The organism is Lysobacter brunescens (genome assembly GCF_042677005.1).
GTDB lineage: Bacteria > Pseudomonadota > Gammaproteobacteria > Xanthomonadales > Xanthomonadaceae > Lysobacter_I > Lysobacter_I brunescens.
In genome coordinates this window covers 1137663-1159122 of record NZ_JBHTIF010000001.1, presented here as the reverse complement: position 1 = coordinate 1159122, position 21460 = coordinate 1137663, and the positions used below count along the sequence as shown (strand labels likewise).

Genomic DNA, 21460 nt, shown 5'->3' with positions numbered 1-21460 from the left:
TCACCATCCAAGGGGAGGATCACGATGAGCGAATTCTTCATCGGCCAGATCATGATGGCCGGCTTCAACTTTGCGCCCAAATTCTGGGCACTTGCGAACGGCCAACTGCTGCCGATCAACCAGAACCAGGCCCTGTTCTCGCTGCTGGGGACGCAGTTCGGGGGCAACGGGACCACCAACTTCGCGCTGCCGGACCTGCGCAGCCGCACGCCGATCGGCTACGCCTCGTCCGTGGACCCCAGCTGGCAGCCGCCGGCGGTCCAGATCGGCCAGTCGGCCGGCGTCGAGAACGTGACCCTGCTGAGCACCAACCTGCCGTCGCACGGCCACTCGGTCAATGCGTCGACGAACAACGGTGATATCCGCACCCCTAGCGGCCGCATCTTTGCAACCAGCACCAATGCAGGTTCTCCACCGCCTAACCTTTATGCTGCGAGCACCGGCCCCCTGGTTCCGCTGAATCCCCAGACCGTCGCGCCTGCCGGCGGCAACCAGCCGCATCCGAACCTGCAGCCCTACAGCGTGATCAATTTCTGCATCGCGCTCAGCGGCATCTATCCGTCGCGCAGCTGACGACAGACGGACCTCAAGGACACCGGACCCGCGCGCCAGACCGCGCGATCCACACAACCTCCGGAGCAAAGACACATGAGCACACCCTACATCGGCGAGATCCGCATGTTCGGTTTCGGCACCCGCGGCGCCCCCAACGGCTGGCAGGCCTGCGACGGCAGCCTCCTCCCGATTTCCCAGTATGACGCCCTGTTCGCCCTGATCGGCACCACCTACGGCGGCGACGGTCAGACCACCTTCGCGGTGCCCGATCTGCGCGGCCGCCTGCCGATCCACCAGGGGACCGGCCCCGGCCTGAGCACCTACGTCATCGGCCAGCGCGCCGGCACCGAGACAGTGACCGTCCTGCCGACGCAGATGCCGGCGCACACCCACACCGCAGTCGCGACGGCCGCGCTGGCGACCACGCTGACACCGGGCAACACACTGCTCCCCGCCGGGATCAGCGGCGACAATTTCTATGTGTCCGATATCACCGGAAAGACAGCCGTCGCGATGTCGCCGCAATCGACCAGCCTTGCCGGTGGCAGCCAGCCGCACGAGAACTGCATGCCCACGCTGACGGTGCAGTACTGCATCGCGACCCAGGGCATCTTCCCCAGCCAGGGCTGATCCCGCCACCGACCGCATCCATCGCGCCACGCAGGCGCGGCCGCTGCGAGTCCGCGCGGCCACCTCATCGGAGGAACCAACTCATGACACAACCCTACATCGGCGAAATCCAGCTGTTCGGCTTCACCTTCAACCCCGTCGGCTGGGCGTATGCGAACGGCGCCACGCTGGCGATCTCACAGAACACCGCGCTGTTCTCGCTGATCGGCACCATCTACGGTGGCAACGGCCAGACCACCTTCCAGTTGCCGAACTTCGCCGGCCGCGCCGGCTGCCAGCAGGGCCAGGGGCCGGGGCTGAGCCCGCGCTCGCTGGGCCAGAGCTTCGGCGTCAATACCGTGACCCTGACCAGCAACCAGATCCCGCAGCACAACCACGGCATCAACGCATACATACCATCCAATGCAAGCACGCCTGCAGCCAACAGTGGCCTGTCGCAACCAGGCGTCTCCGCGAACAGGCCCTTCTCCTCGGGCGCTCCCAACACCACCTTCGCCCCCAACATGCTTTCTCCCAGCCAGGGCGGCGGCTTCCCGCACGAGAACCAGCAGCCCTACCTCGGCTTGAACTTCTGCATCGCGCTGGTAGGCATCTATCCGTCGTTCCCGTGACATGACGGTGGCGACGCCGTCGCGGCCGGCACCGTTCCCACCGGAACGGGCCGACCGGATGCAGACACCCGCGCTCCTCGCCGAGCGCGGGTTTTCGTTGCGCTGGCTGCGCGACGGGGACATCCCCTGGCTGCGCGACCTCTACGCAACGACGCGCGCCGAGGAAATGGCACCGGTGCCCTGGCCGGAGATCGCCAAGCGCGCGTTCCTGGATCAGCAGTTCGGCCTCCAGCACCAGCATTACATCAGCCACTACGCCGATACCGACTTCCTGGCGATCGAGCAGGCAGGCCGCGGCCCGGTCGGCCGCTACTACCTGCAGCGCGTGGCCCCGGCGCACCTGATCGTCGACATCTGCCTGTTCCCGGGTCTGCGCGGCAGTGGCGTGGGCAGCGCGCTCATCCGCCACAGCCAAGCGGAAGCCGCCGCGCTCGGGCGCGGCATGCACCTGCACGTGATGCGGACCAATCCCGGTGCGAAGCGGCTGTACGAGCGCCTGGGCTTCGCCGTCACCGAAGACGGCGGCGGATCGCACCTGGCCATGGCCTGGTCGCCTCCGGGCTGACGCCGGAGCGTCACCTCGGTTGCAGACCGCCCGTCAGTTGTAGATCGCCTGATAGAGGAAGCCCGCGCGCTCCTGCGCGACCGGCACCAGGAAGATCCCGACATCGCCGACGCGCGGATGGCGCATCGGATAGATCTGCTGCGGGAACAGGATCGGCGACGTGTTGCGGAACAGCAGCGAGAACGGCACGCGCATCGCGCCGGGTACATGCGCCTGCAGCGGCCGCGCCTCCACCAGGACGAATTCCACGTCCATGTCGTTGAGACTGGCGGTGAACGTCTCGTTCACGCAGCCGGCGAAGTGTTCCAGCGTCAGCAGATCCATGGTGTCCCCGTGTCGGTGTCGCCGGCGCGCGGGCCGGCATGGCGCGACATCCTCGCGTGCGCACGCCTCGCGCACAAGGCGGCGTCCGGCATCACTTCTCCGGCAGGGGCCGGTTCCGGGACGCTGCGTCGCCCACGGCGGCGCAGACAGGCGGTCGTCGGACGGCGACAATGGGCGCCCGCCGCCGGCCGCCGCTCCACCGGGATTCAGCCGGGAGCCGCCATCCTGAACGCCTTTTTTACGCCCCGGATTCCCTCCGTCGTGTCCTCCGCGCCCCCTTCCATCGCCGTCCGCGTCGCCGGCCTCCGCCTCGAACGGGGTGGCCGCGTCATCCTGCGCGACATCGACCTGTCGGTGCCGCAGGGCAGCGTGACCGCGATCCTCGGGCCCTCGGGCTGCGGCAAGTCGACCCTGCTGTCGGCGGTCACCGGCGAGCTGTCGCCGGCCGCAGGCACCGTCGAGGTCTTCGGCCAGCCGGTCCCGCAGCGCAGGCGCGAGCTGCTGGAACTGCGCAAGCGGATCGGCGTGCTGCTGCAGGGCAACGGCCTGCTGACCGACCTGACCGCCGCCGAGAACGTGGCCCTGCCGCTGCGCACGCATACCGACCTGCCGCCGGCCGTGGTGAGGCAGCTGGTCGAGATGAAGCTGCATGCGGTCGGCCTGCGCGCCGCCGCCGACCTCTATCCGCGCGAACTCTCCGGCGGCATGGCGCGCCGCGTCGCCCTGGCCCGCGCCATCGCGCTGGACCCGCCGCTGATGATCTACGACGAGCCGCTCACGGGCCTGGACCCGATCGCCAGCGGTGTGATCATGAGCCTGATCTCGCGGCTCAACCGCACCCTCGGCCTGACCAGCCTGATCGTGACCCACCACGTCCACGAGACCCTGCCGATCGCCGACCGCGCCGTGGTCATCGCCAACGGTGGCATCGTCTTCGACGGCACGCCGGCAGAACTGCAGGCCGGCGCCGACCCGCTGGTCCGCCAGTTCCTCGACGGCCAGCCGGACGGTCCCATCCCGTTCGACGCCGCGCCGCGCACGGAGGCCGCGTGATGGCCTTTGCGCAGACGATCCGGGGACTGGGCAAGGCGGGCCTGTTCTCGCTGGCGGTGTTCCGCGCGAGCACGCCGACCGCCGACTTCTGGCGGGAGCTCGTTCGCGAGGTCTACAAGATCGGCGCGCGCTCGCTGCCGATCATCGCCGTCGGCGGCGCCTTCGTCGGCCTGTCGGTGACCCTGCTCGGCTACCGCGTGCTGGTCACCTACGGCGCGACCGGCCAGGTCAGCGCGGCGGTGGGCATCGGCCTGTACCGCGAGCTGGCGCCGGTGCTGACCGCGCTGCTGTTCGTCGGCCGCGCCGGCAGCTCGATCGCCGCCGAACTGGGCCTGATGCGCGCCACCGACCAGATCACCGCGCTCGGCCTGATGGGCATCGACCCGGTCGGCAAGGCCGTCGCCCCGCGCTTCTGGGCCGCCGTGCTGAGCATGCCGCTGCTCACCGCGTTCTTCTGCAGCCTGGCGATCGCCGCCAGCTGGTTCCAGGCGGTGCAGGTGCTGGGCATCGACAACGGCAGCTACTGGCAGGTCATGAAGGACGCCGTGGATTTCCACGACGACTTCCTGTCCGCCTTCCTGAAGTCGGCCGTGTTCGGCGGCACCGCCGCGCTGGTCGCCTCGTACGTGGGTTACCACGCCGAGCCGACCATCGAAGGCACCTCGGTCGCCACCACTCGCGCCGTGGTCAACGCTTCCCTGCTGGTGCTGATGTTCAACTTCGTCCTGTCAGCCTTCCTGTTCAGATGATCTTCCGCCAGGGATGTCGTTCCTGGCCCAACGTTTCTTCAGGTAATCCGTCATGAGTACCCGCGGTCCCCGTATCGAATTCGCCGTCGGCGCGTTCCTCCTCCTGGCCCTGGCCTCGCTGCTGGTGCTGGCGATCGCGTCGACCAACGGCCGCTTCGGCGTCAGCCAGGACACCTATCCGCTCAAGGCCCGTTTCACCAACCTCGGCCAGCTGCGCCCGATGGCGCCGGTGAAGATCGGCGGCGTCGCCATCGGCAAGGTCGCCTCGATCGACCTGGACCCGCAGAAGCTCGACGCGGTGGTCGTGCTCGACATCGACAGCCGCTACAAGGACCTGCCGATCGACACCTCGGCCAGCATCCTTACCGGCGGCCTGCTCGGCGAGAGCTACGTCGGCCTGCAGCCGGGCGGCGATCCGCAGACGCTCAAGGCCGGCGACGAGATCGCCTTCACCAGCCCGGCGGTCGACCTGATCCAGATGGCCGGCAAGTACATCTTCGGCGGCACCGGCACCTCCCCGTCGCCCACGACCACCGCCGAACCGGCGGACTCCCCCACCGACGCATCGTCGACTCCATGACCCCCCTCATGACCCCCATGAAGACCCGCCTCCTGCCCGTTCTCGCCGTCGTCGCCCTGGCCACGGCCGTTCCCGCGCTCGCCCAGAATGCCGCCCAGACCGCCACGCCGGCGCGCCCGGCCTCGGCCTCGGCGATGATGCAGGGCACGCCCAGCCAGCTCGTGCTCAACAACAGCCAGCGCGTGCTCAGCACGCTGGAAAAGCGTCGCGGCGAGTTCCAGAAGAACCGCGGTGCGCTGCGCCAGTTCATCAGCACCGAATTCAACGCGATGTTCGACCGCGACTACGCCGCCCGCCTCGTGCTGGGCCGCCACGCGCGCGGCGCCTCGGACGAGGACGTGAAGCTGTTCGCCGACGCCCTCGCCGACAACCTGATGTCGCGCTACGGCTCGTCGCTGCTGGACTTCAACACCCAGCTGCGCGTGCGCGTGAAGTCCGAGCAGGCCCTGAAGCAGGGCTTCGGGGTGAAGGTCTCCAGCGAATTCCTGCGCCAGGCCGGCGAACCGATCCCGGTGGATTACCTGATGCGCAAGACCGGCACGCAGTGGAAGGTCTTCGACGTGATGGTCGAAGGCGTGTCCTACGTGCAGACATTCCGCAGCCAGTTCGACGCCGAACTGCAGCGCAAGACCATCCGCCAGGTCGCCACCGAGCTGCGCAACGGCCAGATCAAGGCCGACGCGGGGCAGTGATGGCCGACCGCCCCGCGAGCGTCGTGCGCGACGGCGAGACCCTCCGCTTCGGCGGGGCGCTGCGGCGCGACAGCGTCGCCGCCCTCTGGCGCGAGCTGCAGGGCGGCCTCGCGGGCGTGCGCGCCCTTGACCTGTCCGGGGTCGAGCGCATCGACAGCGCCGGTCTGGCGCTGGTCTCGCTGCTCGCGGCGCGCGGCGAGGGCGTCGAACTGCACGGGATCGCCGAAGGCGGTCCCATCGGGTTCGCCGAACTGCGCGAAGCCTACCGGCTGGGCCACGGCCTGGCCTTCGTCCGGGATTGACCGGATCCAAACCACTACACTGCCCCCATGAACGCACGCCTCGCCTCGCTCGGCCTCGTCCTCCTGCTGACCAGCGGCTGCGCCCATCAGGCCGCGACCCGCGACACGCCGCCCGCGCAGGTGGTGGCGGACGCCGCGCCCACCGCCGATCCCATCGTCGACCCCGCCGCGCCTGCAGACGCCGTCGCCACGGCGACCGAGGCGGCCCCGGTCGTGGCCGGCACCGAGCCCGCATCCGCAGACGCGACCACGGATGCCGCCGCCGGCCAGGCGCCGACCGAGGCGGAACAGGACTTCGCCGCGATCTACGGTGAAACCGCGCTGGGACAGGCGGGCTACGACCCGATCGCCGATCCCACCCTACCGACACCGGTCGTCGCACCGCAGAGCTACGACCCGTGGGAGAAGTACAACCGGCAGATGCACCGCTTCAACAACGCGGTCGATCGCAGCATCGCCAAACCGCTCGCCCGCGCCTACGTGAAGGTGGTGCCGCGTCCGATGCGCCTTGGGGTCAGCAACTTCTTCAACAACCTCGGCCAGCCGGTCAGCGCACTCAACGCCTTGCTGCAGGGCAAGCCCAAGCAAGCCGGGCAGTCGCTGGGGCGCTTCCTGATGAACTCGACGCTGGGCCTGGCCGGACTGTTCGATCCGGCCACCTCCGCGAAGATCCCCAACCGCAGCGAGGACTTCGGCCAGACCCTCGGCAAGTGGGGCTGGAAGCGCTCGCGCTATGTCGAACTGCCACTGTTCGGCCCGCGCACCGTGCGCGACACCTTCGGCATGCTCGGCGACGCGCCGCTGTCGCCCACGCGTCGGATCGGCAACGACGCCACCCGCGTCGGTCTGCAGGGCCTGCAGTTGGTCGACCTGCGCACCCAGCTGATGGCGACCGACAGCCTGCGTGAAGGCGCCACCGACGACTACGCCCTGGTCCGCGATGCCTGGCTGCAGCGCCGCCAGTACCAGATCCACGGCGACCAGCAGAACGGCAACTCCGCCGAACTGCCCGATTACCTGCGCGACATGGAAGACGACCCGACCGTGCCGGTCAACGCGATGCCGGGGCTGCCGGGCACGCCCTGACGCCGTCGCCCCAAGCCTTCACCTCCGGACGCGCTCAGTCCGCGTCCGGTACTCCACCGACATCGGTACCGGTCTCGACGCCGGCATCGCCCAGCAGCAGCCGCGCCTCGTCGGCAGGCAATTCCTCCACCTTGCGCAGCTGTCGCTCGATCGCGCGCGTACGCACGCCGGCGTCCTTGATGCTGTTCTGCACGGTGTCGAGCTGCTTGTGCGCCTTTTCGAGCACGCCGGCGAACTTGCCGAACTCGGTCTTCACCGCACCCAGCAGCTGGCGCACCTCGCCCGAGCGCTGCTCGATGGCCAGCGTGCGGAAACCCATCTGCAGGCTGTTGAGCAGCGCCAGCAAGGTCGTCGGCCCGACAAGGGTCACGCGATAGTCTCGCTGCAGCACTTCGAACAGGCCAGGGCGACGCAGCACTTCGGCGTACAGGCCTTCGGTCGGCAGGAACAGCAACGCGAAATCGGTGGTGTGCGGCGGCGCGAGGTATTTGTCGCGGATGCGCTTGGCCTCGACCTTGATGTGACGCTCCAGCGCCTGCGCGGCCTCGGCGACCGCCGCCGCATCGGCGCGATCCTGCGCATCGAGCAGGCGTTCGTAATCGTCTCGCGGAAACTTGGCGTCGATCGGCAGGCGCACTGCATGCCCGGCCTCAACGCCCGGCAGCTTCACCGCGAACTCGACGCGCTCGCTGCTGCCCGGCACGGTGGCCACGTTCTGCTCGTACTGCTCGATCGTCAGCACCTGTTCGAGCAGCGCGGCGAGCTGCACTTCGCCGTAGATGCCGCGGGTCTTCACGTTGGTCAGCACGCGCTTGAGGTCGCCGACGCCGGTCGCGAGCTGCTGCATCTCGCCCAGCCCGCGCTGCACCTGCTCCAGACGCTCGGACACCAGCCGGAAGGATTCGCCCAGACGCGTCTCCAGCGTCGATTGCAGCTTCTCGTCGACGGTCGCGCGCATCTGCTCGAGCTTGGCCTCGTTGCCGGTCTGCAGCTCGCGCAGCTTCTGCTCCAGCGTCGCGCGCAGTTCGCCCAGGCGCTGCTCGTTGCGATCGGTCAGTTCGCGCAGCTGCGCGCCCAGCGCGTCGGCGAACTGCTGCTGGCGCGTCGCCAGTTCCAGTCGCGCCTTGTGCGCGTCGTCGTTGAGCGCGACGCGCAGTTCGTCGAGACGCGCGTCGGTGCGCGCGGTCAGGTCGCCCAAGCTGCGACCGAAGGCATCGATGCGCTGGCCCTGGTTCGCACCCAGGCTGTCGAGCTGCTGGCGCAGCTCGCCGCGTCCCGCGCGCTGCTCCTCGCGCAGCGCCTCCTCGATGCGCCCACGCAGGCTGTCCAGCGCGGCGTCGGGCCTGCGCAGCAGCAATACGACGAGCAGGACGAGGATGATCGCGACGGCGACCAGCAGCAGGACGAGCAGGAGATTGGTCTCGGGCATGGCGGCAGTGTAGCCCGCCACACCGTGTCGATCAGTCCACCACGCGACAGAACGCAGCCTTGAGGTAGCGGCTTTCCTGCACGTCGGTCAGCCACGGGTGGTCGGCGCCGGCGCCCGCGACCTTCAGCACCTGCACGGTGCGGCCGGCGTAGAACGCGGCGCGGCGCAGCATGTCGAGGAACTGTTCCTCGCTGACCAGGCCGGTGCAGGAGAACGTCGCGAACAGCCCGCCCGGCTTCACCACACCCATCGCCAGCTTGTTCATGTCGAGGTATTTCTTCAGCGCCGGAATGACCTGCTCGCGGTCGCGGGTCATCTTCGCCGGGTCGAGGATCACCACGTCGTACTGCTCGCCGGCATTCGCCGCGTCGCGCAGCCACGGGAAGATGTCGGCCTGCACGAAGCGCGGGCGCACGCCGCTCTCGAACGGCAGGTTGAGTTTCACATTGCCCTTGGCGATCTCGATCACCGCTTCGTCGATGTCGATGCCGACCACCTCGGTGGCGCCGCGCGCGGCCGCGTACACGCCGAAGCCGCCGGTGTTGCAGCACAGGTCGAGCACACGCTTGCCGGCGCACTGGCGCGACAGCCACTCGCGGTTGTCGCGCTGGTCGGCGAAGAAGCCGGTCTTGTGCGCACCGGCAGGATCGGCGCGGAACTTGATGCCATGTTCGGTGATGATCGCCGGCGCGGCCGGCTCGGAACCACGGAAGTCGAAGCTCTCCTGCTTCTGCACGTGCTCGTCGGCGAACGCGTGGAAGCGGCAGCCCGGGAACTGTTCGCGCAGCGCCGCATAGATCCATTCGCGATGGCGGAACATGCCGGCACTGAAGTATTCGACGACCAGCAGGTCGCCGTAGCGGTCCACGACCAAGCCGCTGAGGCCGTCGCCCTCGCTGTGCACCACGCGCCAGGCGTCGGACACCTCGTCGAGCTTCAGCACCTCGCGGCGCAAACGCACGGCCTCGGCGATCTTCGCCGCGAACCAGGCCTGGTCGACCGCCACGTCCGGGTCGCGCTCGAGGATGCGGATCGCGATGCGCGAGTGGCCGTTGTAGAAGCCGCGCCCGGTCCAGACCCCATCCGGGCCGACCACATCGACGATGCTGCCGGGCTTGGGACGCTGGGCCGGCTTCTCGACGAGCTTCTGGAAGATCCAGGGATGGCGGGACGTCCAGGGGTTCCTGAGGCGGATTTCGGGCAGATTCGGCAAGGTTTCGTTCATTTCCGCATTGTACGGCGATTGACAAGACGCGACCCGGACCTGAACAATGCGCGCGTCTGAAGGGGAGTAGCTCCCAACGTCACGGTCGTCATGACGAGCCCACCGGCTCCGGCCCGACGGCAACCCGGCCCAGCGCCGCGGTTGTGAGCGAGACCTTCGCCGTGTGGCGAAGGCTTGTCCCCGCTGGTCGTGCAGTGCGCTGCCGGCCCGGTCCGCGCCCGATCCCACGGTCCGACATTTCGTCCCTGGACCTGGAGTTGCAATGACCACCATCGGTAGTCCCCTGTTGTGGGGCGCGTTCGGCGTTCTCGTCGTCGTCGCCCTGCTCGTCGATCTGGTGCTGATGCGCCACGGCGGCCCGCACAAAGTCACCTTCAAGGAAGCGCTCTACTGGAGCATCGGCTGGGTGCTGCTCGCCCTCGCCTTCAATGCCGGCCTCTGGTGGTACGTCACCGACACGGCCGGTGCCGCCGTCGGCAACCGCGTCGGCCTCGAATTCCTCACCGGTTACCTGGTGGAGAAATCGCTCGCCGTCGACAACATCTTCGTGTTCCTGATGTTGTTCACCTACTTCGCGGTGCCGGAGGAGCAGCGCCAGAAGGTGCTGATCATCGGCGTGCTCGGCGCCATCGTGCTGCGCGCGATCATGATCTTCGCCGGCGCGTTCCTCCTGGCCAAGTTCCACTGGATCCTCTACGTCTTCGGCGCGTTCCTGCTGCTGACCGGCGTGAAGATGCTGCTCGCCGCAGGCAAGGCGCCCGACCTCGAAGCGAATCCCGCGCTGAAGTGGATGCGCAAGCATCTGCCGCTGACCAGGGACTACCACGAGGCACGCTTCACGGTGATGCTGGATGGCAAGCGCTGGTACACGCCGCTGTTCGTGGTGATCGTGCTGATCGGCGTGACCGACGTGATCTTCGCGGTCGACTCGATCCCGGCGATTTTCGCCATCACCAGCGACCCGTTCATCGTGTTGACCTCGAACGTGTTCGCGGTGCTGGGCCTGCGCGCGATGTTCTTCCTGCTCGCGGGCATGGCCGACCGCTTCCACCTGCTGCCCTACGGCCTGGCGATCGTGCTGATGTTCATCGGCGTGAAGATGTTGCTGATCGACATCTACAAGATCCCGATCGTGGTCTCGCTGGGCGTGGTGGCTCTCACCATCGCCGCGACGGTGGTGCTGAGCTTGCTGCGCCCCGCCGCGCAGCCGCCCAGCGCCTCCTGAGGTCCGCCCGCCGCCCGTGGAACGCGACGTTCCGCGGGCGGCGGGACTTGCTTTCCCGCGCCCGGGCACCATCTGTTGCTGCATGGACCTGCACACGCCCGAGGATGTCCCCGATACCCCCGCGCAGCGCGCCGCCGATCGGCGGCGCCTGATCCTCGCGCTCAACGCCAGCCTGGCCTTCGTGCTCCTGCTGGCCGCCGCCTTCGCCCTGCAGCAGGGTACCGACTTCCGCGCGCTGACGGTCGCCGCGCGCGAGCCCGCCGGGCTGCTGGGCATCCTCACAGCGCCGCTGCTGCACGGCTCCTTCGAGCACATCGCCGCCAACGCCGCCTCGCTGCTGCTGCTGGGCACGCTCGCGCTGGCGGTCTACCCGAAGGCGACACTGCGCGCGCTGCCGCTGTTCTGGCTGTCTTCGGGCCTTGGCGCCTGGCTGCTGGGCGATCCCGGCTCGCATCATCTCGGCGCCAGCGGCCTGACCCACGGCCTGATGTTCCTGGTGTTCATGCTCGGCCTGCTGCGCCGCGACCGCCCGTCGATCGCGGCGGCGATGATCGCGTTCTTCCTCTATGGCGGCATGCTGCTCACCGTCCTGCCGCAGGAACCTGGCGTTTCCTGGCAGTCGCACCTCGGTGGCGCGATCGGCGGCGTGCTCGGCGCGCTGCTGTTCCGTCATGCCGATCCGCTGCCGCCGCGCAAGAAGTACAGCTGGGACCTGGAGGACGAGGGCGCGTTCGACGAGCACGACGAACTCGAATTGCCGCCGCCCGACGACGTGCCGGTGCTGTGGCGTCGCCCGCCGGAAGAGCGCGGCGTGGTGCTGCCCTTCCCGCGCCGGGACCCGCCGCCCACGGAGCCACGGCGGCCCACGGATTCGTGACGATGAACGCCCATTTAACGAATTATTGACAGCGCACGCCAAGCCACCTATCGTGCGCCTCCCTTCGGGACGACGGCCACGCGCCGCGTACGCAAGCGACCCGGCAGGTTCGCCCGAATGGCCAGACCCCACATCATTCATTTCCAAGAGTTCACATCTTCATGAAGAAGCTCGCTCTGCTTGCCGCCCTTGCGGCCGCCTCCCTGTCCACCACCGCATTCGCTGCCGAAGGCAACGGCGGTTTCATCCGCGCCGAAGTGGGTCGTTCGGACGTCGACGTGATCGACGACCGCGATACCGCGTTCAGCTTCCGCGGCGGCTATTTCTTCAACAGCAACGTCGCGATCGAAGGTTTCTACGCGAACCAGTACCGCGCCAAGACCGGCTGGGGCGACGAAGAAGCCCAGCTGTACACCCTCGGCGTCGGCGTGGTCGGCAAGAAGAACTTCGGCGGCGACCACAAGGGCTTCTTCATCAGCGGTCGCGGCGGCCTGGCCTACACCGACATCGCCTACGTCGAAGACGGCGAAGTCGAGATCGACGAAGAGAACGACAACTCGGCGAACATCTACCTCGGCGTCGGCGTCGGCTACGACTTCAACGAGCGTTTCGGCCTGAGCCTGAACTACGACTACCAGAAGGCCGAGCTCAACGACGTCGATTTCGACGTCCGCACGCTGACCCTCGGCGGCGAATTCCGCTTCTGATCGTCGCTGCGACACTGCGGATCGCCTGATCCGCGTCCGACGGCCGCCTCCGGGCGGCCGTCGTCGTTTCGTGCGCCGAAGCGAACAAGAGAACGGTGATGGCGATGTCCGATCGCCCATGTCGAATCGTCGTATCGCAATGCATTCGCCGCATCGAAATCGCATTGACGCACCGCGATCGACTCCCTATCGTGTGCGGCCCTTCGCGGAAGCGGCCTGCATCGACACGACGCAAGCGTGTCCACGGCGTCTCCGCAGGGCATCGCGCTGCATGCACCACACGCACTCCAACCCCACAAGACATTCGAGTCCATGAAGAAGATCGCACTGTTCGCGGCCCTGGCCGCTGTTTCCCTGACTTCCAACGCCTTCGCCGCCGACGGCAAGGGCGCTTTCCTGCGTGCCGAAGCCGGCAACACCCGCATCCACTATTCCGCGATCGACGACAGCGAGAACGACGTCGGCTACAACCTGCGCGGCGGCTACTTCATCAACCAGAATCTCGCGTTCGAAGCCTTCGTCGGCAACCTCGGCGGCGACGGCATCGACGGCGCGTCGATCGACGCGATCAACTACGGCGTCGGCATCGTCGGCAAGAAGTCCTTCGGCGAAACCGCGCATGAAGGCTTCTTCATCGGCGGCCGCGTGGGCGTGGCCCGCATCGACGTGGACCTGGACGTCGATGGCGCCGGCAACTTCGAAGGCCATTCCAACCATCCGTACATCGGCGCGAGCATCGGCTACGACTTCAACGCCAACATGGGCCTGAGCCTGAACGTCGACCACCAGAAGTTCAGCTCGAACGGTCTCGACGGCAACGTCGGCCCGGTGCCGGTCCGCATCACGGACGTGGGCGCGCAGTTCACCACCGTGACCCTGGGCTTCGAATACCGCTTCTGATGTGATCGCGACACCGCGGACCCCGCTTCGGGAATCCGCATCCGACGGCCGCCTCCAGGCGGCCGTCGTCGTTCGAGCGTGGCTTCAGCGCGACACGCCCGCGCCGAGCTGGCGATCGTGCAGGCGCGACCACAGCAGCAGCGAGGCCGCCGCGCCGCAGAGGCACAGGAACATGTCCCACTGGGTGTCCCACTGGTCGCCCTGGGTGGCGAGGAAGGCATCGGCATCCGCGCCGTAGATCAGCGCGGCCCACCATTCGATCAGTTCGAAGAACGCGCTGAAGCTGAGGCAGGCGGCGAGGACGAGGTAGACCAGCCAGCCGCCGCGACGCAGCGACGTGCAGCGCAGCAGCAGCTCGCGGGCGAGGATCGCGGGCACGAAGCCCTGCATGAGGTGGCCGACGCGGTCCCAGGGATTGCGCTCGAAGCCGAAAGTGTCGCGAAGCCAGAAGCCCAGCGGCGTCTCGGCATAGGTGTATGCACCGCCGTGGATCAGCACCAGCGCGTGCGCGACCAGCAGCCAGCTGAGCAGCCGCGTGAGGGGGAAGCGCTTCCAGTTGAAGGCGATGATCGGGATCGCGACGATCACCCAGACCACTTCCAGCAGCCAGGTCAGGCGATCCTTCGGATCGATGCCGGACACGACCAGGGCGAGGATCGCGATGGCAAGCAGCAGCTTGCGCTCGACGGGCGAGGGCGGCGTGGCGATGGCGGTGGATGCGGTGGTCATCGGGCGCTCCGGGCAACATCGATGATCTTACGCCGACGGCTCCGGGTCCGTTGTCGCGGCCTGCGACGGGTGCTAGCGTCCCGTCCTTGCCGCCGTCCCAGGAACCGCCGATGTCCCGTTCCGCATTCGCCTTGCTGCTCCTCGCGCTCGTCGCCTGCCAGCGCGAGGAAGCAGCGCCCGCCAAGCCCGGGCTTCAGGTGTCCGCACCGACGCCGACCGAAGCGGCACCGGTGCCGAAGACCGATGCCGAGCGGCGCATCGCCGAGGATGTGAAGCAACTCGCCGACGACCGCATGGAAGGCCGCGAGACCGGCACGCGCGGGTTCGATCTGGCGGCCGAGTACGTGGCGAAGCGGTTCCGCGAGATCGGCCTGGCGCCGGCCGGCGAGAACGGCAGCTACTTCCAGACCGTGCCGCTGCTGGAAGGGCGGATCGCGAAGGAGGGCGCGGAACTGCGGGTGAAGCGCAACGGTCGCGAGATCGCGCTCCGTTTCCAGGACCAGTTCCTGCCGGCGGCGAACTTCAACGTGCCGCAGCATCGCGTCGAGGCGCCGGCGGTGTTCGTCGGCCAGGGCGTGCATGCGCCGGAACTCGATCACGACGATTTCGCCGGGCTCGACCTGAAGGGCAGGATCGCGGTGGTGTTCGGCGGCGCGCCGGCGCGCTTCGACAACGACCGCCGCGCCTTCTACAGCTCGTCGCGCGAGAAGCTGCGCGGGCTGGTCGCGCGCGGCGCGGTGGGCGTGGTGTTCGTGAACACGCCCGAGGACGAGGCGGGCAGCCCGTGGGCGCAGGATGCGGCGAACTGGCAGGAATCGTCGATGCGCCTGCGCGGCGCCGACGGCAAGGGCCTGTGGACCTTCCCGGAACTGCAGGGCATCGCCTGGGTGAGCGCGGCCAGCGCGGACCTGGTGTTCGCCGACGGGCCGCGCACGGCGGCGCAGCTGTTCGACGAGGCGCGCGCGGGTACGCTGAAGGGCTTCGCGCTGCCGGGCACGCTGACGCTGGCCGGGCGCACCACGCTGAAGCCGATCGAATCGCGCAATGTCGTCGCGGTGCTGCCGGGCAGCGACCCGGCGCTGGCCGGCGAGTCCACCGTGTTCACGGCCCACCTCGACCACATCGGGATCGGTGCGGCGGTGGAGGGCGACGCCATCCGCAACGGCGCGCTCGACAATGCCCTGGGCGTGGCGATCATGCTGGAAGCGGCGCACTCGCTGATGTACCTGGAGGCGCCGCGGCGGAGCACCGTGTTCGTCGCCACGACCGCCGAGGAAAAGGGGCTGCTGGGGGCCGAATGGTTCGCCACCCATCCCACGGCGGCGGCCGGCACGATGGTCGCGAACATCAACATCGACATGCCGGTGCTGCTGGCGCCGAGCAAGGACGTGGTGCCGGTGGGCGTGGAGCATTCCTCGCTCAGGCAGGTCCTGGACATGGTCGCGAAGGACGTCCGCGTCGACCTGTCGCCCGATCCATTCCCGGAAGACGTGGTGTTCGTGCGCAGCGACCAGTACGCCTTCATCCGCGCCGGCGTGCCTGCGGTCTACCTGATGGGCGGCATGGTCAGCGCCGACGGCGAGCGCGATCCGAAGCGCGCGCTGCAGAACTTCCTGCGCAAGCACTACCACCAGCCCAGCGACGAAGCCACGCTGCCCATCGTGTGGAGCGATGCGGGGCGGCTGGCCAAGCTCAACATGCGGATCGCGCGCATGATCGGCGACGCGAAGGATCGACCGACGTGGAATGACGGGGATTTCTTCGGCGGGAAGTTCGGGGCACGGCCGCGATGATTTCACTGTCATCCCGAGCGCAGCGAGGGACCTGTTTTGATTTCCGTCTATCACGGATGAAGCAGGTCCCTCGCTGCGCTCGGGATGACAGAACGACGGCGTCCTGACTGCCTCACCGCCCCAGCGGCATCCCCTTGAACGCCTTCACCGTGCGCAGGACGAAGCTCGAGTTCACGTCGGCGACACCGGCCTGGGTGAGCAGGCGGTCGAGCAGGAAGCGGGAGAAGTGTTCGAGGTCCTGCACGACGACGTGCAGCAGGTAATCCATGTCGCCGGTGAGCGCGTGGCAGGTGACGACTTCGTCCCAGGCGTTCACGAACTCGCCGAAGGCGGCGACGGCGGCGGCCTCGTGGTGGCGCAGCTGGACGCGGACGAAGGCCTGCAGGCCCAGGCCCAGGCGCTCGGGGTCGACCTCGGCGCGGTAGCCGGCGATCACCCCCTCGCGCTCCAGCCGCTGTACCCGGCGCAGGGAGGCCGAAGGCGAGAGGTGGACGCGCTCGGCCAGCTCGGCATTGGTCAGGCGGGCGCCGCGCTGGAGTTCGGCCAGCAGCAGCAGGTCGGTGCGGTCGAGCTCGACGGACGGCATATCGTTGCGCCTCGATTGCGGATATCGTCCGATTATTGCGCATCGACCGCCTGTCGGCGCAATAACGCAAGCCTGTTGCGCGGGAACGGGCCTAGAGTGTGCGGATCGCCCGCCGGGCCCATCGCGCAAGGAATCCGCCATGAACGCCGTCCCGCAACGTGTCGAGCACCAGATGACCGACAAGGGCTACGTCCCGGTCTACACCACGGCCGTGGTCGAGCAGCCCTGGGACCAGTACACGGAGACCGACCACCAGGTCTGGGCCACCCTGTTCGAGCGCCAGCAGAAGATCCTGGTCGGCCGGGCCAGCGACGAGTTCCTGCGCACCCAGCAGGCGATGGGCATGAGCGCCGGGCGGATCCCGAAGTTCGACGACCTCAACCGCATGCTCCGCGCCGCCACCGGCTGGGAGCTGATCGGCGTGGAGGGCCTGCTGCCCGAACTGACCTTCTTCGAGCATCTCGCCAACCGCCGCTTCCCGGTGACCTGGTGGATCCGCAAGCCCGAGCAGCTGGACTACCTGGCCGAGCCGGACCTGTTCCACGACCTGTTCGGCCACGTGCCGCTGCTGATGAACCCGGTGTTCGCCGACTACATGGCGGCGTACGGCGCGGGCGGCGTGAAGGCGCACGGCATCGGCCCCGAGGCGCTGGTCAACCTGACCCGGCTGTACTGGTACACGGTCGAGTTCGGCCTGATCCGCGAGGCCGGCGGCCTGCGCATCTACGGCGCCGGGATCCTCAGCTCCAAGGGCGAGAGCATACATTGCCTGGAAAGCGCCGCGCCGAACCGCATCGGTTTCGACATGGAGCGGATCATGCGCACCCGCTACCGCATCGACACCTACCAGAAGACCTATTTCGTGATCGACAGCTACGAACAGCTGATGGATGCGACGCGCCCGGACTTCACCCCGATCTACGCACGCCTCGCCACGCAGGAGTCCTTCCCGGCCGGGCAGGTGCTCGATACCGACACCGTCTACAACCGCGGCACCGGCGAAGGCTGGCTGAGCGACGGCGACGTCTGACCGCTGCCGACACCATCCCACCCACGAGGCCCGCGCATGCGGGCCTCGTGCATTCCGGGCCGGTGAAAACCACTGCGGTCCGTGCCATGCTGGGGTCCGCCAGCCAGCCACGCCGGGCACCGCTCCCGCCGCTCGCGCTTCTTCCGCCCCGCACTGGCTGCCGCGCCGACCGCCAAGGATGCGACCGGCGCTGCTCTTTCATCCGCTGCACCGAACGCAACAGGCCGTCTCGCGCCACGCGAGGCGCCGCTCCGGCGTTCCCGTCCGACTTGATCCGGATCAAAACGACCGACGGGCGCCGTTCATAGACTGCGCAGCAACCGGAGGAAGCACCCATGCACACCGCGGATACATACAACGACAAAGTGGTCCTGCAGTTTTCCGTGATGACCGTGGTCTGGGGCATCGTCGGGATGCTCGTGGGCCTGTTCATCGCGGCGCAGCTGTACTGGCCCGCGCTCAATTTCGACCTGCCCTGGCTGTCCTACGGACGCCTGCGCCCGCTGCATACCAATGCGGTGATCTTCGCCTTCGGTGGCAGCGCGCTGTTCGCCACCAGCCTGTACGTGGTCCAGCGCACCAGCCATGTCCGGCTGCTGTCAGACAAGCTGGCGGCCTTCGTGTTCTGGGGCTGGCAGCTGGTCATCCTGCTCGCCGCGATCACCCTGCCGCTGGGCCTGACCCAGGGCAAGGAATACGCCGAACTGATCTGGCCGATCGACGTGCTGATCGCGGTGGTCTGGGTGGCGTACGCGGTGCTGTTCTTCGGCACGATCGCCAAGCGCCGCGTGAAGCACATCTACGTGGCGAACTGGTTCTACGGCGCCTTCATCATCGCCGTGGCGCTGCTGCACATCGTCAACAGCCTGGCCATCCCGGTGGGCGCGCTGCATTCCTTCCCGATCTACAGCGGCGCCGTCGACGCGATGGTGCAGTGGTGGTACGGCCACAACGCGGTGGGCTTCTTCCTGACCGCCGGCTTCCTCGGGATGATGTACTACTTCGTGCCCAAGCAGGCCGGTCGCCCGGTGTATTCGTACCGGCTGTCGATCGTGCACTTCTGGGCGCTGATCGCGATCTACATGTGGGCCGGCCCGCACCACCTGCAGTACACCGCGCTGCCGGACTGGGCGCAGAGCCTGGGCATGGTGTTCTCGCTGGTGCTGCTGGCCCCGAGCTGGGGCGGCGCGATCAACGGCGTGATGACGCTCTCGGGCGTGTGGCACAAGCTGCGCACCGATCCGATCCTGAAGTTCCTGATCGTCTCGCTCTCGTTCTACATGATGAGCACGTTCGAGGGACCGATGATGTCGATCAAGACGGTCAACTCGCTGTCGCACTACACGGACTGGACGATCGGCCACGTGCATTCGGGCGCGCTGGGCTGGGTGGCGATGATCTCGATCGGCGCGATCTACGCCCTGCTGCCGCGCCTGGTCGGCCTCAAGCAGATGCACTCGATCAAGCTGATCGACGCGCACTTCTGGACCCACACCATCGGCGTGGTGTTCTACATCGCCTCGATGTGGATCGCCGGCGTGATGCAGGGCCTGATGTGGCGCGCCACGAACGCCGACGGCACGCTGACCTACAGCTTCGTCGAATCGCTCAACGCCACGTATCCCTATTACCTGGGCCGCATCGCCGGCGGCGCGCTGGTGGTGGCCGGCATGCTGATCATGGCGGTCAACGTGATCCGCACCCTGCAGGCCGCGCGCGGCGTGGTGGAGCACCCGGTGCTCGCCCCGCATGCCGACGAAGCCCGCGCCTGATGCGCACGCGTCCTCTTTTCGGAGACCCAAGATGAGTCATTCCCACGAGAAAGTCGAAAAGAACGTCGGCCTGATGGCGATCCTGATCGCGGTCGCGGTCTCGTTCGGCGGCATCGCCGAGATCGTGCCGCTGATGTTCCAGGCGGAGGCGATCAAGCCGCTGCCCGGCGTGAAGCCCTATCCGCCGCTGGAACTGGCCGGTCGCGAGATCTACATCCGCGAAGGCTGCTACAACTGCCACTCGCAGATGGTGCGCACCCTGCGCTTCGAGACCGAACGCTACGGCCACTACTCGCTGGCCGGCGAATCGGTGTACGACCGCCCGTTCCAGTGGGGCAGCAAGCGCACCGGTCCGGACCTGGCGCGCGTCGGCGGCCGCTATTCGGACGACTGGCACCGCGTGCACCTGATCAATCCGCGCGACCTGGTACCGGAATCGAACATGCCCGGCTTCCCGTGGCTGGCCGAGAACAAGGTCGACGGCGCGCTGGTCCGCAGCAAGATGCAGGCGCTGAAGACCCTGGGCGACCCCTACTCGCAGGCCGACATCGACGGCGCGGTGGACGAAGTCGCCGACAAGACCGAACTCGACGCCCTGGTCGCCTACCTGCAGGGCCTGGGCAAGCACGCACCGAGGGGGGGCTGATCATGATTCCCGGAATTGTCACCGCCGTACTGCTGGTGCTGTTCGTGGCCGGCTGCTTCTGGGCGTACAGCCCCAAGCGCAGGGCCGACTTCGACGCGGCCGCGCGCGAACCCCTGAACGATGACGACGCGACCGCAACGGTCGCGCGGGAGACACGGCAATGATGAGCGCAGGATGGTCGTGGTTTGTGATTGCCCTGGTGGTGCTGAACATCATCGGCTGCGTGTGGCTGATCTGGTGGACGGCGCGCCGTCGCGCCGGCGACCCCGCCGCCACCGATACCAGCCATGTCTGGGACGGCGATCTGACCGAATACAACAAGCCGATGCCGCGCTGGTGGATCAACCTGTTCTACCTGACGATCCTCTTCACCATCGGCTACCTCGCCTGGTATCCGGGCCTGGGGTCGTTCGCAGGCAAGAGCGGCTGGACCTCGGCGAAGGAACACGACGCCGACAAGGCCGCCGAGGACAAGAAGCTCGCCGCGACGTTCGCGCCGTACGCGGGCAAGCCGATCGACGTGATCGCCGGCGATCCGAAAGCGCTGAAACTGGGCAAGGCGATCTTCTCCAACACCTGCGCCACCTGCCACGGCTCGTCGGCGCAGGGCGCGGTGGGCTATCCCAACCTGACCGACAACGTCTGGCACTGGGGCGGAGCGCCGGAGCAGATCCTCGAAACCGTGCTCAACGGCCGCCAGGCGGCGATGCCGGCCTGGGAAGCGGCGCTGGAAGGCCCGAAGGGCGTGACCGAGGTGGCGGTGTACCTGCAGTCGATGCGCGGCGAAAAGGTCGACAGCGCGCTGGCCAACGCCGGCAAGAACCGCTACGAGGCGATCTGCGTCAGCTGCCACGGCATCGACGGCAAGGGCAACCAGGCGCTGGGCGCGCCCGATCTGACCGACGACTACTGGCTGTACGGCGACAGCAACGCCGCCGTGATCGAAAGCATCGCGAAGGGCCGCAACGGCATGATGCCCGCGCACATGCCGATCCTCGGCGAAACCCGCGCCCGCCTGGTCGCGGCCTACGTCTGGTCGCTGTCGAACGGCAAGTCCGCGGACGCGACCAAGTCGCAATGAGGTGACGACATGCCCCACGAGACCGCGCCGCAGCCGTTCGATCATCCTCCGCGTTCGATGGCCCAGCGACTGGGCGCGATCCTCTGGCCCAGTTTCTTCGCCGCAGGCGTGTCGACCATGGTGTGCTTCGCCATGGTCGATCCGCTGGTCCTCCGCGACATGACCTTCCCCGATCTGCACATCAGCCGCGAAACCGGCTATGCGATCGGGTTCTTCGCGTTCTGGCTGGCCACGTCCGCCTCCAGCCTGTTCACCTGGATCCTGCTGCGCCCGGCCAGCCGCTTCAACCGCGCGCTCAAGGGCGACTGACGCC

At 68.0% G+C, this 21460-nt stretch carries 26 protein-coding genes; 21 read left to right on the top strand and 5 right to left on the bottom strand.

Annotated elements, in window-relative coordinates:
• Positions 1 to 24: 24 nt before the first annotated feature.
• From ACFQ0E_RS04990 to ACFQ0E_RS04975, 4 genes are all read left to right on the top strand, one after another.
• Positions 25 to 573, top strand: a complete 549-nt coding sequence (locus ACFQ0E_RS04990) for a phage tail protein (protein ID WP_386822578.1) — start codon at positions 25 to 27, stop codon at positions 571 to 573.
• 75 nt (positions 574 to 648) lie between these two features.
• Positions 649 to 1185, top strand: a complete 537-nt coding sequence (locus tag ACFQ0E_RS04985) for a phage tail protein (protein ID WP_386822577.1) — start codon at positions 649 to 651, stop codon at positions 1183 to 1185.
• 83 nt (positions 1186 to 1268) lie between these two features.
• Complete coding sequence (locus tag ACFQ0E_RS04980) at positions 1269 to 1796, top strand: phage tail protein (RefSeq protein ID WP_386822576.1); 528 nt, start codon at positions 1269 to 1271, stop codon at positions 1794 to 1796.
• 58 nt (positions 1797 to 1854) lie between these two features.
• A complete protein-coding gene (locus tag ACFQ0E_RS04975) occupies positions 1855 to 2361 on the top strand; it encodes a GNAT family N-acetyltransferase (protein ID WP_386822575.1) in 507 nt (168 codons plus the stop codon).
• Positions 2362 to 2394: 33 nt separating this feature from the next.
• Here the strand turns inward: ACFQ0E_RS04975 and ACFQ0E_RS04970 are convergent, their stop codons facing one another.
• The gene (locus ACFQ0E_RS04970; protein WP_386822574.1) at positions 2395 to 2685 is read right to left on the bottom strand and encodes a DUF6916 family protein; all 291 of its coding nucleotides are present in this window, start codon (positions 2683 to 2685) and stop codon (positions 2395 to 2397) included.
• 282 nt (positions 2686 to 2967) lie between these two features.
• On the opposite strand from ACFQ0E_RS04970, the gene ACFQ0E_RS04965 reads away from it, so the two are divergent.
• The 6 genes from ACFQ0E_RS04965 to ACFQ0E_RS04940 are packed head-to-tail and all read left to right on the top strand — an operon-like array spanning position 2968 to position 7147.
• On the top strand, positions 2968 to 3738 hold the full coding sequence (locus ACFQ0E_RS04965) for an ABC transporter ATP-binding protein (protein WP_386824039.1): 771 nt from the start codon (positions 2968 to 2970) through the stop codon (positions 3736 to 3738).
• The gene (locus tag ACFQ0E_RS04960; protein WP_386822573.1) at positions 3738 to 4487 is read left to right on the top strand and encodes an MlaE family lipid ABC transporter permease subunit; all 750 of its coding nucleotides are present in this window, start codon (positions 3738 to 3740) and stop codon (positions 4485 to 4487) included. The genes ACFQ0E_RS04965 and ACFQ0E_RS04960 overlap by 1 nt, the downstream gene beginning before the upstream one ends.
• Before the next feature lie 52 nt (positions 4488 to 4539).
• A complete protein-coding gene (mlaD, locus tag ACFQ0E_RS04955) occupies positions 4540 to 5067 on the top strand; it encodes an outer membrane lipid asymmetry maintenance protein MlaD (protein ID WP_386822572.1) in 528 nt (175 codons plus the stop codon).
• A gap of 17 nt (positions 5068 to 5084) precedes the next feature.
• On the top strand, positions 5085 to 5759 hold the full coding sequence (locus ACFQ0E_RS04950; protein WP_386822571.1) for an ABC transporter substrate-binding protein: 675 nt from the start codon (positions 5085 to 5087) through the stop codon (positions 5757 to 5759).
• Positions 5759 to 6061, top strand: a complete 303-nt coding sequence (locus tag ACFQ0E_RS04945; RefSeq protein WP_386822570.1) for an STAS domain-containing protein — start codon at positions 5759 to 5761, stop codon at positions 6059 to 6061. Before ACFQ0E_RS04950 ends, ACFQ0E_RS04945 begins: the two co-directional genes overlap by 1 nt.
• Positions 6062 to 6088: 27 nt before the next feature.
• Positions 6089 to 7147 carry an MlaA family lipoprotein gene (locus tag ACFQ0E_RS04940; RefSeq protein ID WP_386822569.1) on the top strand — a complete coding sequence of 353 codons (1059 nt, stop codon included), beginning with the start codon at positions 6089 to 6091 and terminating at the stop codon, positions 7145 to 7147.
• A gap of 34 nt (positions 7148 to 7181) precedes the next feature.
• Here ACFQ0E_RS04940 and rmuC read toward each other — a convergent pair whose 3' ends face one another.
• Entirely contained in the window at positions 7182 to 8576 is a 1395-nt protein-coding gene (gene rmuC / locus ACFQ0E_RS04935) for a DNA recombination protein RmuC (protein ID WP_386822568.1), read from the bottom strand.
• A gap of 31 nt (positions 8577 to 8607) precedes the next feature.
• On the bottom strand, positions 8608 to 9801 hold the full coding sequence (locus ACFQ0E_RS04930) for a class I SAM-dependent rRNA methyltransferase (RefSeq protein WP_386822567.1): 1194 nt from the start codon (positions 9799 to 9801) through the stop codon (positions 8608 to 8610).
• Between the two features lie 262 nt (positions 9802 to 10063).
• On the opposite strand from ACFQ0E_RS04930, the gene ACFQ0E_RS04925 reads away from it, so the two are divergent.
• The 4 genes from ACFQ0E_RS04925 to ACFQ0E_RS04910 all read left to right on the top strand — a co-directional run bounded on the left by ACFQ0E_RS04925 (position 10064) and on the right by ACFQ0E_RS04910 (position 13510).
• Positions 10064 to 11026 carry a TerC family protein gene (locus tag ACFQ0E_RS04925; protein WP_386822566.1) on the top strand — a complete coding sequence of 321 codons (963 nt, stop codon included), beginning with the start codon at positions 10064 to 10066 and terminating at the stop codon, positions 11024 to 11026.
• An 82-nt stretch (positions 11027 to 11108) separates the two neighbouring features.
• Positions 11109 to 11903 carry a rhomboid family intramembrane serine protease gene (locus tag ACFQ0E_RS04920; RefSeq protein ID WP_386822565.1) on the top strand — a complete coding sequence of 265 codons (795 nt, stop codon included), beginning with the start codon at positions 11109 to 11111 and terminating at the stop codon, positions 11901 to 11903.
• Between the two features lie 161 nt (positions 11904 to 12064).
• On the top strand, positions 12065 to 12610 hold the full coding sequence (locus ACFQ0E_RS04915) for an outer membrane beta-barrel protein (RefSeq protein ID WP_386822564.1): 546 nt from the start codon (positions 12065 to 12067) through the stop codon (positions 12608 to 12610).
• Between the two features lie 312 nt (positions 12611 to 12922).
• Complete coding sequence (locus tag ACFQ0E_RS04910; RefSeq protein WP_386822563.1) at positions 12923 to 13510, top strand: outer membrane beta-barrel protein; 588 nt, start codon at positions 12923 to 12925, stop codon at positions 13508 to 13510.
• Positions 13511 to 13594: 84 nt separating this feature from the next.
• On the opposite strand, the gene ACFQ0E_RS04905 is transcribed toward ACFQ0E_RS04910, so the two are convergent.
• A complete protein-coding gene (locus tag ACFQ0E_RS04905) occupies positions 13595 to 14239 on the bottom strand; it encodes a DUF2238 domain-containing protein (RefSeq protein ID WP_386822562.1) in 645 nt (214 codons plus the stop codon).
• A 110-nt stretch (positions 14240 to 14349) separates the two neighbouring features.
• Between ACFQ0E_RS04905 and ACFQ0E_RS04900 the strand changes: the two genes are divergently transcribed.
• Positions 14350 to 16032: a M28 family metallopeptidase gene (locus ACFQ0E_RS04900; RefSeq protein WP_386822561.1), complete on the top strand. Its 1683-nt coding sequence runs from the start codon at positions 14350 to 14352 to the stop codon at positions 16030 to 16032.
• A 112-nt stretch (positions 16033 to 16144) separates the two neighbouring features.
• On the opposite strand, the gene ACFQ0E_RS04895 is transcribed toward ACFQ0E_RS04900, so the two are convergent.
• Positions 16145 to 16618: an Lrp/AsnC family transcriptional regulator gene (locus ACFQ0E_RS04895; protein ID WP_386822560.1), complete on the bottom strand. Its 474-nt coding sequence runs from the start codon at positions 16616 to 16618 to the stop codon at positions 16145 to 16147.
• A 139-nt stretch (positions 16619 to 16757) separates the two neighbouring features.
• On the opposite strand from ACFQ0E_RS04895, the gene phhA reads away from it, so the two are divergent.
• The 6 genes from phhA (at position 16758) to ACFQ0E_RS04865 (ending at position 21456) form a co-directional block, all read left to right on the top strand.
• On the top strand, positions 16758 to 17648 hold the full coding sequence (phhA, locus tag ACFQ0E_RS04890) for a phenylalanine 4-monooxygenase (RefSeq protein ID WP_386822559.1): 891 nt from the start codon (positions 16758 to 16760) through the stop codon (positions 17646 to 17648).
• A 335-nt stretch (positions 17649 to 17983) separates the two neighbouring features.
• Entirely contained in the window at positions 17984 to 19420 is a 1437-nt protein-coding gene (ccoN, locus tag ACFQ0E_RS04885; protein ID WP_386822558.1) for a cytochrome-c oxidase, cbb3-type subunit I, read from the top strand.
• Positions 19421 to 19451: 31 nt separating this feature from the next.
• Positions 19452 to 20066 carry a cytochrome-c oxidase, cbb3-type subunit II gene (ccoO, locus tag ACFQ0E_RS04880; RefSeq protein ID WP_386822557.1) on the top strand — a complete coding sequence of 205 codons (615 nt, stop codon included), beginning with the start codon at positions 19452 to 19454 and terminating at the stop codon, positions 20064 to 20066.
• Positions 20067 to 20068: 2 nt separating this feature from the next.
• Positions 20069 to 20230 (top strand): cbb3-type cytochrome oxidase subunit 3, encoded by a 162-nt coding sequence (locus ACFQ0E_RS04875; RefSeq protein ID WP_386822556.1) that lies wholly within the window; start codon positions 20069 to 20071, stop codon positions 20228 to 20230.
• Positions 20230 to 21147: a cytochrome-c oxidase, cbb3-type subunit III gene (gene ccoP / locus ACFQ0E_RS04870; RefSeq protein ID WP_386822555.1), complete on the top strand. Its 918-nt coding sequence runs from the start codon at positions 20230 to 20232 to the stop codon at positions 21145 to 21147. Before ACFQ0E_RS04875 ends, ccoP begins: the two co-directional genes overlap by 1 nt.
• A gap of 9 nt (positions 21148 to 21156) precedes the next feature.
• The gene (locus ACFQ0E_RS04865; RefSeq protein ID WP_137852305.1) at positions 21157 to 21456 is read left to right on the top strand and encodes a hypothetical protein; all 300 of its coding nucleotides are present in this window, start codon (positions 21157 to 21159) and stop codon (positions 21454 to 21456) included.
• The last annotated feature ends 4 nt before the right edge of the window (positions 21457 to 21460 follow it).

What these genes read in the sequence shown, in the direction of transcription:
- ACFQ0E_RS04925 (WP_386822566.1), top strand. Translation starts at nt 10,064, where the DNA reads ATGACCACCATCGGTAGTCCCCTGTTGTGGGGCGCGTTCGGCGTTCTC.
- ACFQ0E_RS04865 (WP_137852305.1), top strand. Translation starts at nt 21,157, where the DNA reads ATGCCCCACGAGACCGCGCCGCAGCCGTTCGATCATCCTCCGCGTTCG.
- ACFQ0E_RS04915 (WP_386822564.1), top strand. Translation starts at nt 12,065, where the DNA reads ATGAAGAAGCTCGCTCTGCTTGCCGCCCTTGCGGCCGCCTCCCTGTCC.
- ACFQ0E_RS04930 (WP_386822567.1), bottom strand. Translation starts at nt 9,801, where the DNA reads ATGAACGAAACCTTGCCGAATCTGCCCGAAATCCGCCTCAGGAACCCC.
- ACFQ0E_RS04970 (WP_386822574.1), bottom strand. Translation starts at nt 2,685, where the DNA reads ATGGATCTGCTGACGCTGGAACACTTCGCCGGCTGCGTGAACGAGACG.
- ACFQ0E_RS04910 (WP_386822563.1), top strand. Translation starts at nt 12,923, where the DNA reads ATGAAGAAGATCGCACTGTTCGCGGCCCTGGCCGCTGTTTCCCTGACT.
- ACFQ0E_RS04895 (WP_386822560.1), bottom strand. Translation starts at nt 16,618, where the DNA reads ATGCCGTCCGTCGAGCTCGACCGCACCGACCTGCTGCTGCTGGCCGAA.
- ccoP (WP_386822555.1), top strand. Translation starts at nt 20,230, where the DNA reads ATGAGCGCAGGATGGTCGTGGTTTGTGATTGCCCTGGTGGTGCTGAAC.
- phhA (WP_386822559.1), top strand. Translation starts at nt 16,758, where the DNA reads ATGAACGCCGTCCCGCAACGTGTCGAGCACCAGATGACCGACAAGGGC.
- ACFQ0E_RS04900 (WP_386822561.1), top strand. Translation starts at nt 14,350, where the DNA reads ATGTCCCGTTCCGCATTCGCCTTGCTGCTCCTCGCGCTCGTCGCCTGC.
- ccoO (WP_386822557.1), top strand. Translation starts at nt 19,452, where the DNA reads ATGAGTCATTCCCACGAGAAAGTCGAAAAGAACGTCGGCCTGATGGCG.
- rmuC (WP_386822568.1), bottom strand. Translation starts at nt 8,576, where the DNA reads ATGCCCGAGACCAATCTCCTGCTCGTCCTGCTGCTGGTCGCCGTCGCG.
- ACFQ0E_RS04960 (WP_386822573.1), top strand. Translation starts at nt 3,738, where the DNA reads ATGGCCTTTGCGCAGACGATCCGGGGACTGGGCAAGGCGGGCCTGTTC.
- ccoN (WP_386822558.1), top strand. Translation starts at nt 17,984, where the DNA reads ATGCACACCGCGGATACATACAACGACAAAGTGGTCCTGCAGTTTTCC.
- ACFQ0E_RS04875 (WP_386822556.1), top strand. Translation starts at nt 20,069, where the DNA reads ATGATTCCCGGAATTGTCACCGCCGTACTGCTGGTGCTGTTCGTGGCC.
- ACFQ0E_RS04990 (WP_386822578.1), top strand. Translation starts at nt 25, where the DNA reads ATGAGCGAATTCTTCATCGGCCAGATCATGATGGCCGGCTTCAACTTT.
- ACFQ0E_RS04975 (WP_386822575.1), top strand. Translation starts at nt 1,855, where the DNA reads ATGCAGACACCCGCGCTCCTCGCCGAGCGCGGGTTTTCGTTGCGCTGG.
- ACFQ0E_RS04920 (WP_386822565.1), top strand. Translation starts at nt 11,109, where the DNA reads ATGGACCTGCACACGCCCGAGGATGTCCCCGATACCCCCGCGCAGCGC.
- mlaD (WP_386822572.1), top strand. Translation starts at nt 4,540, where the DNA reads ATGAGTACCCGCGGTCCCCGTATCGAATTCGCCGTCGGCGCGTTCCTC.
- ACFQ0E_RS04985 (WP_386822577.1), top strand. Translation starts at nt 649, where the DNA reads ATGAGCACACCCTACATCGGCGAGATCCGCATGTTCGGTTTCGGCACC.
- ACFQ0E_RS04940 (WP_386822569.1), top strand. Translation starts at nt 6,089, where the DNA reads ATGAACGCACGCCTCGCCTCGCTCGGCCTCGTCCTCCTGCTGACCAGC.
- ACFQ0E_RS04905 (WP_386822562.1), bottom strand. Translation starts at nt 14,239, where the DNA reads ATGACCACCGCATCCACCGCCATCGCCACGCCGCCCTCGCCCGTCGAG.
- ACFQ0E_RS04980 (WP_386822576.1), top strand. Translation starts at nt 1,269, where the DNA reads ATGACACAACCCTACATCGGCGAAATCCAGCTGTTCGGCTTCACCTTC.
- ACFQ0E_RS04945 (WP_386822570.1), top strand. Translation starts at nt 5,759, where the DNA reads ATGGCCGACCGCCCCGCGAGCGTCGTGCGCGACGGCGAGACCCTCCGC.
- ACFQ0E_RS04950 (WP_386822571.1), top strand. Translation starts at nt 5,085, where the DNA reads ATGAAGACCCGCCTCCTGCCCGTTCTCGCCGTCGTCGCCCTGGCCACG.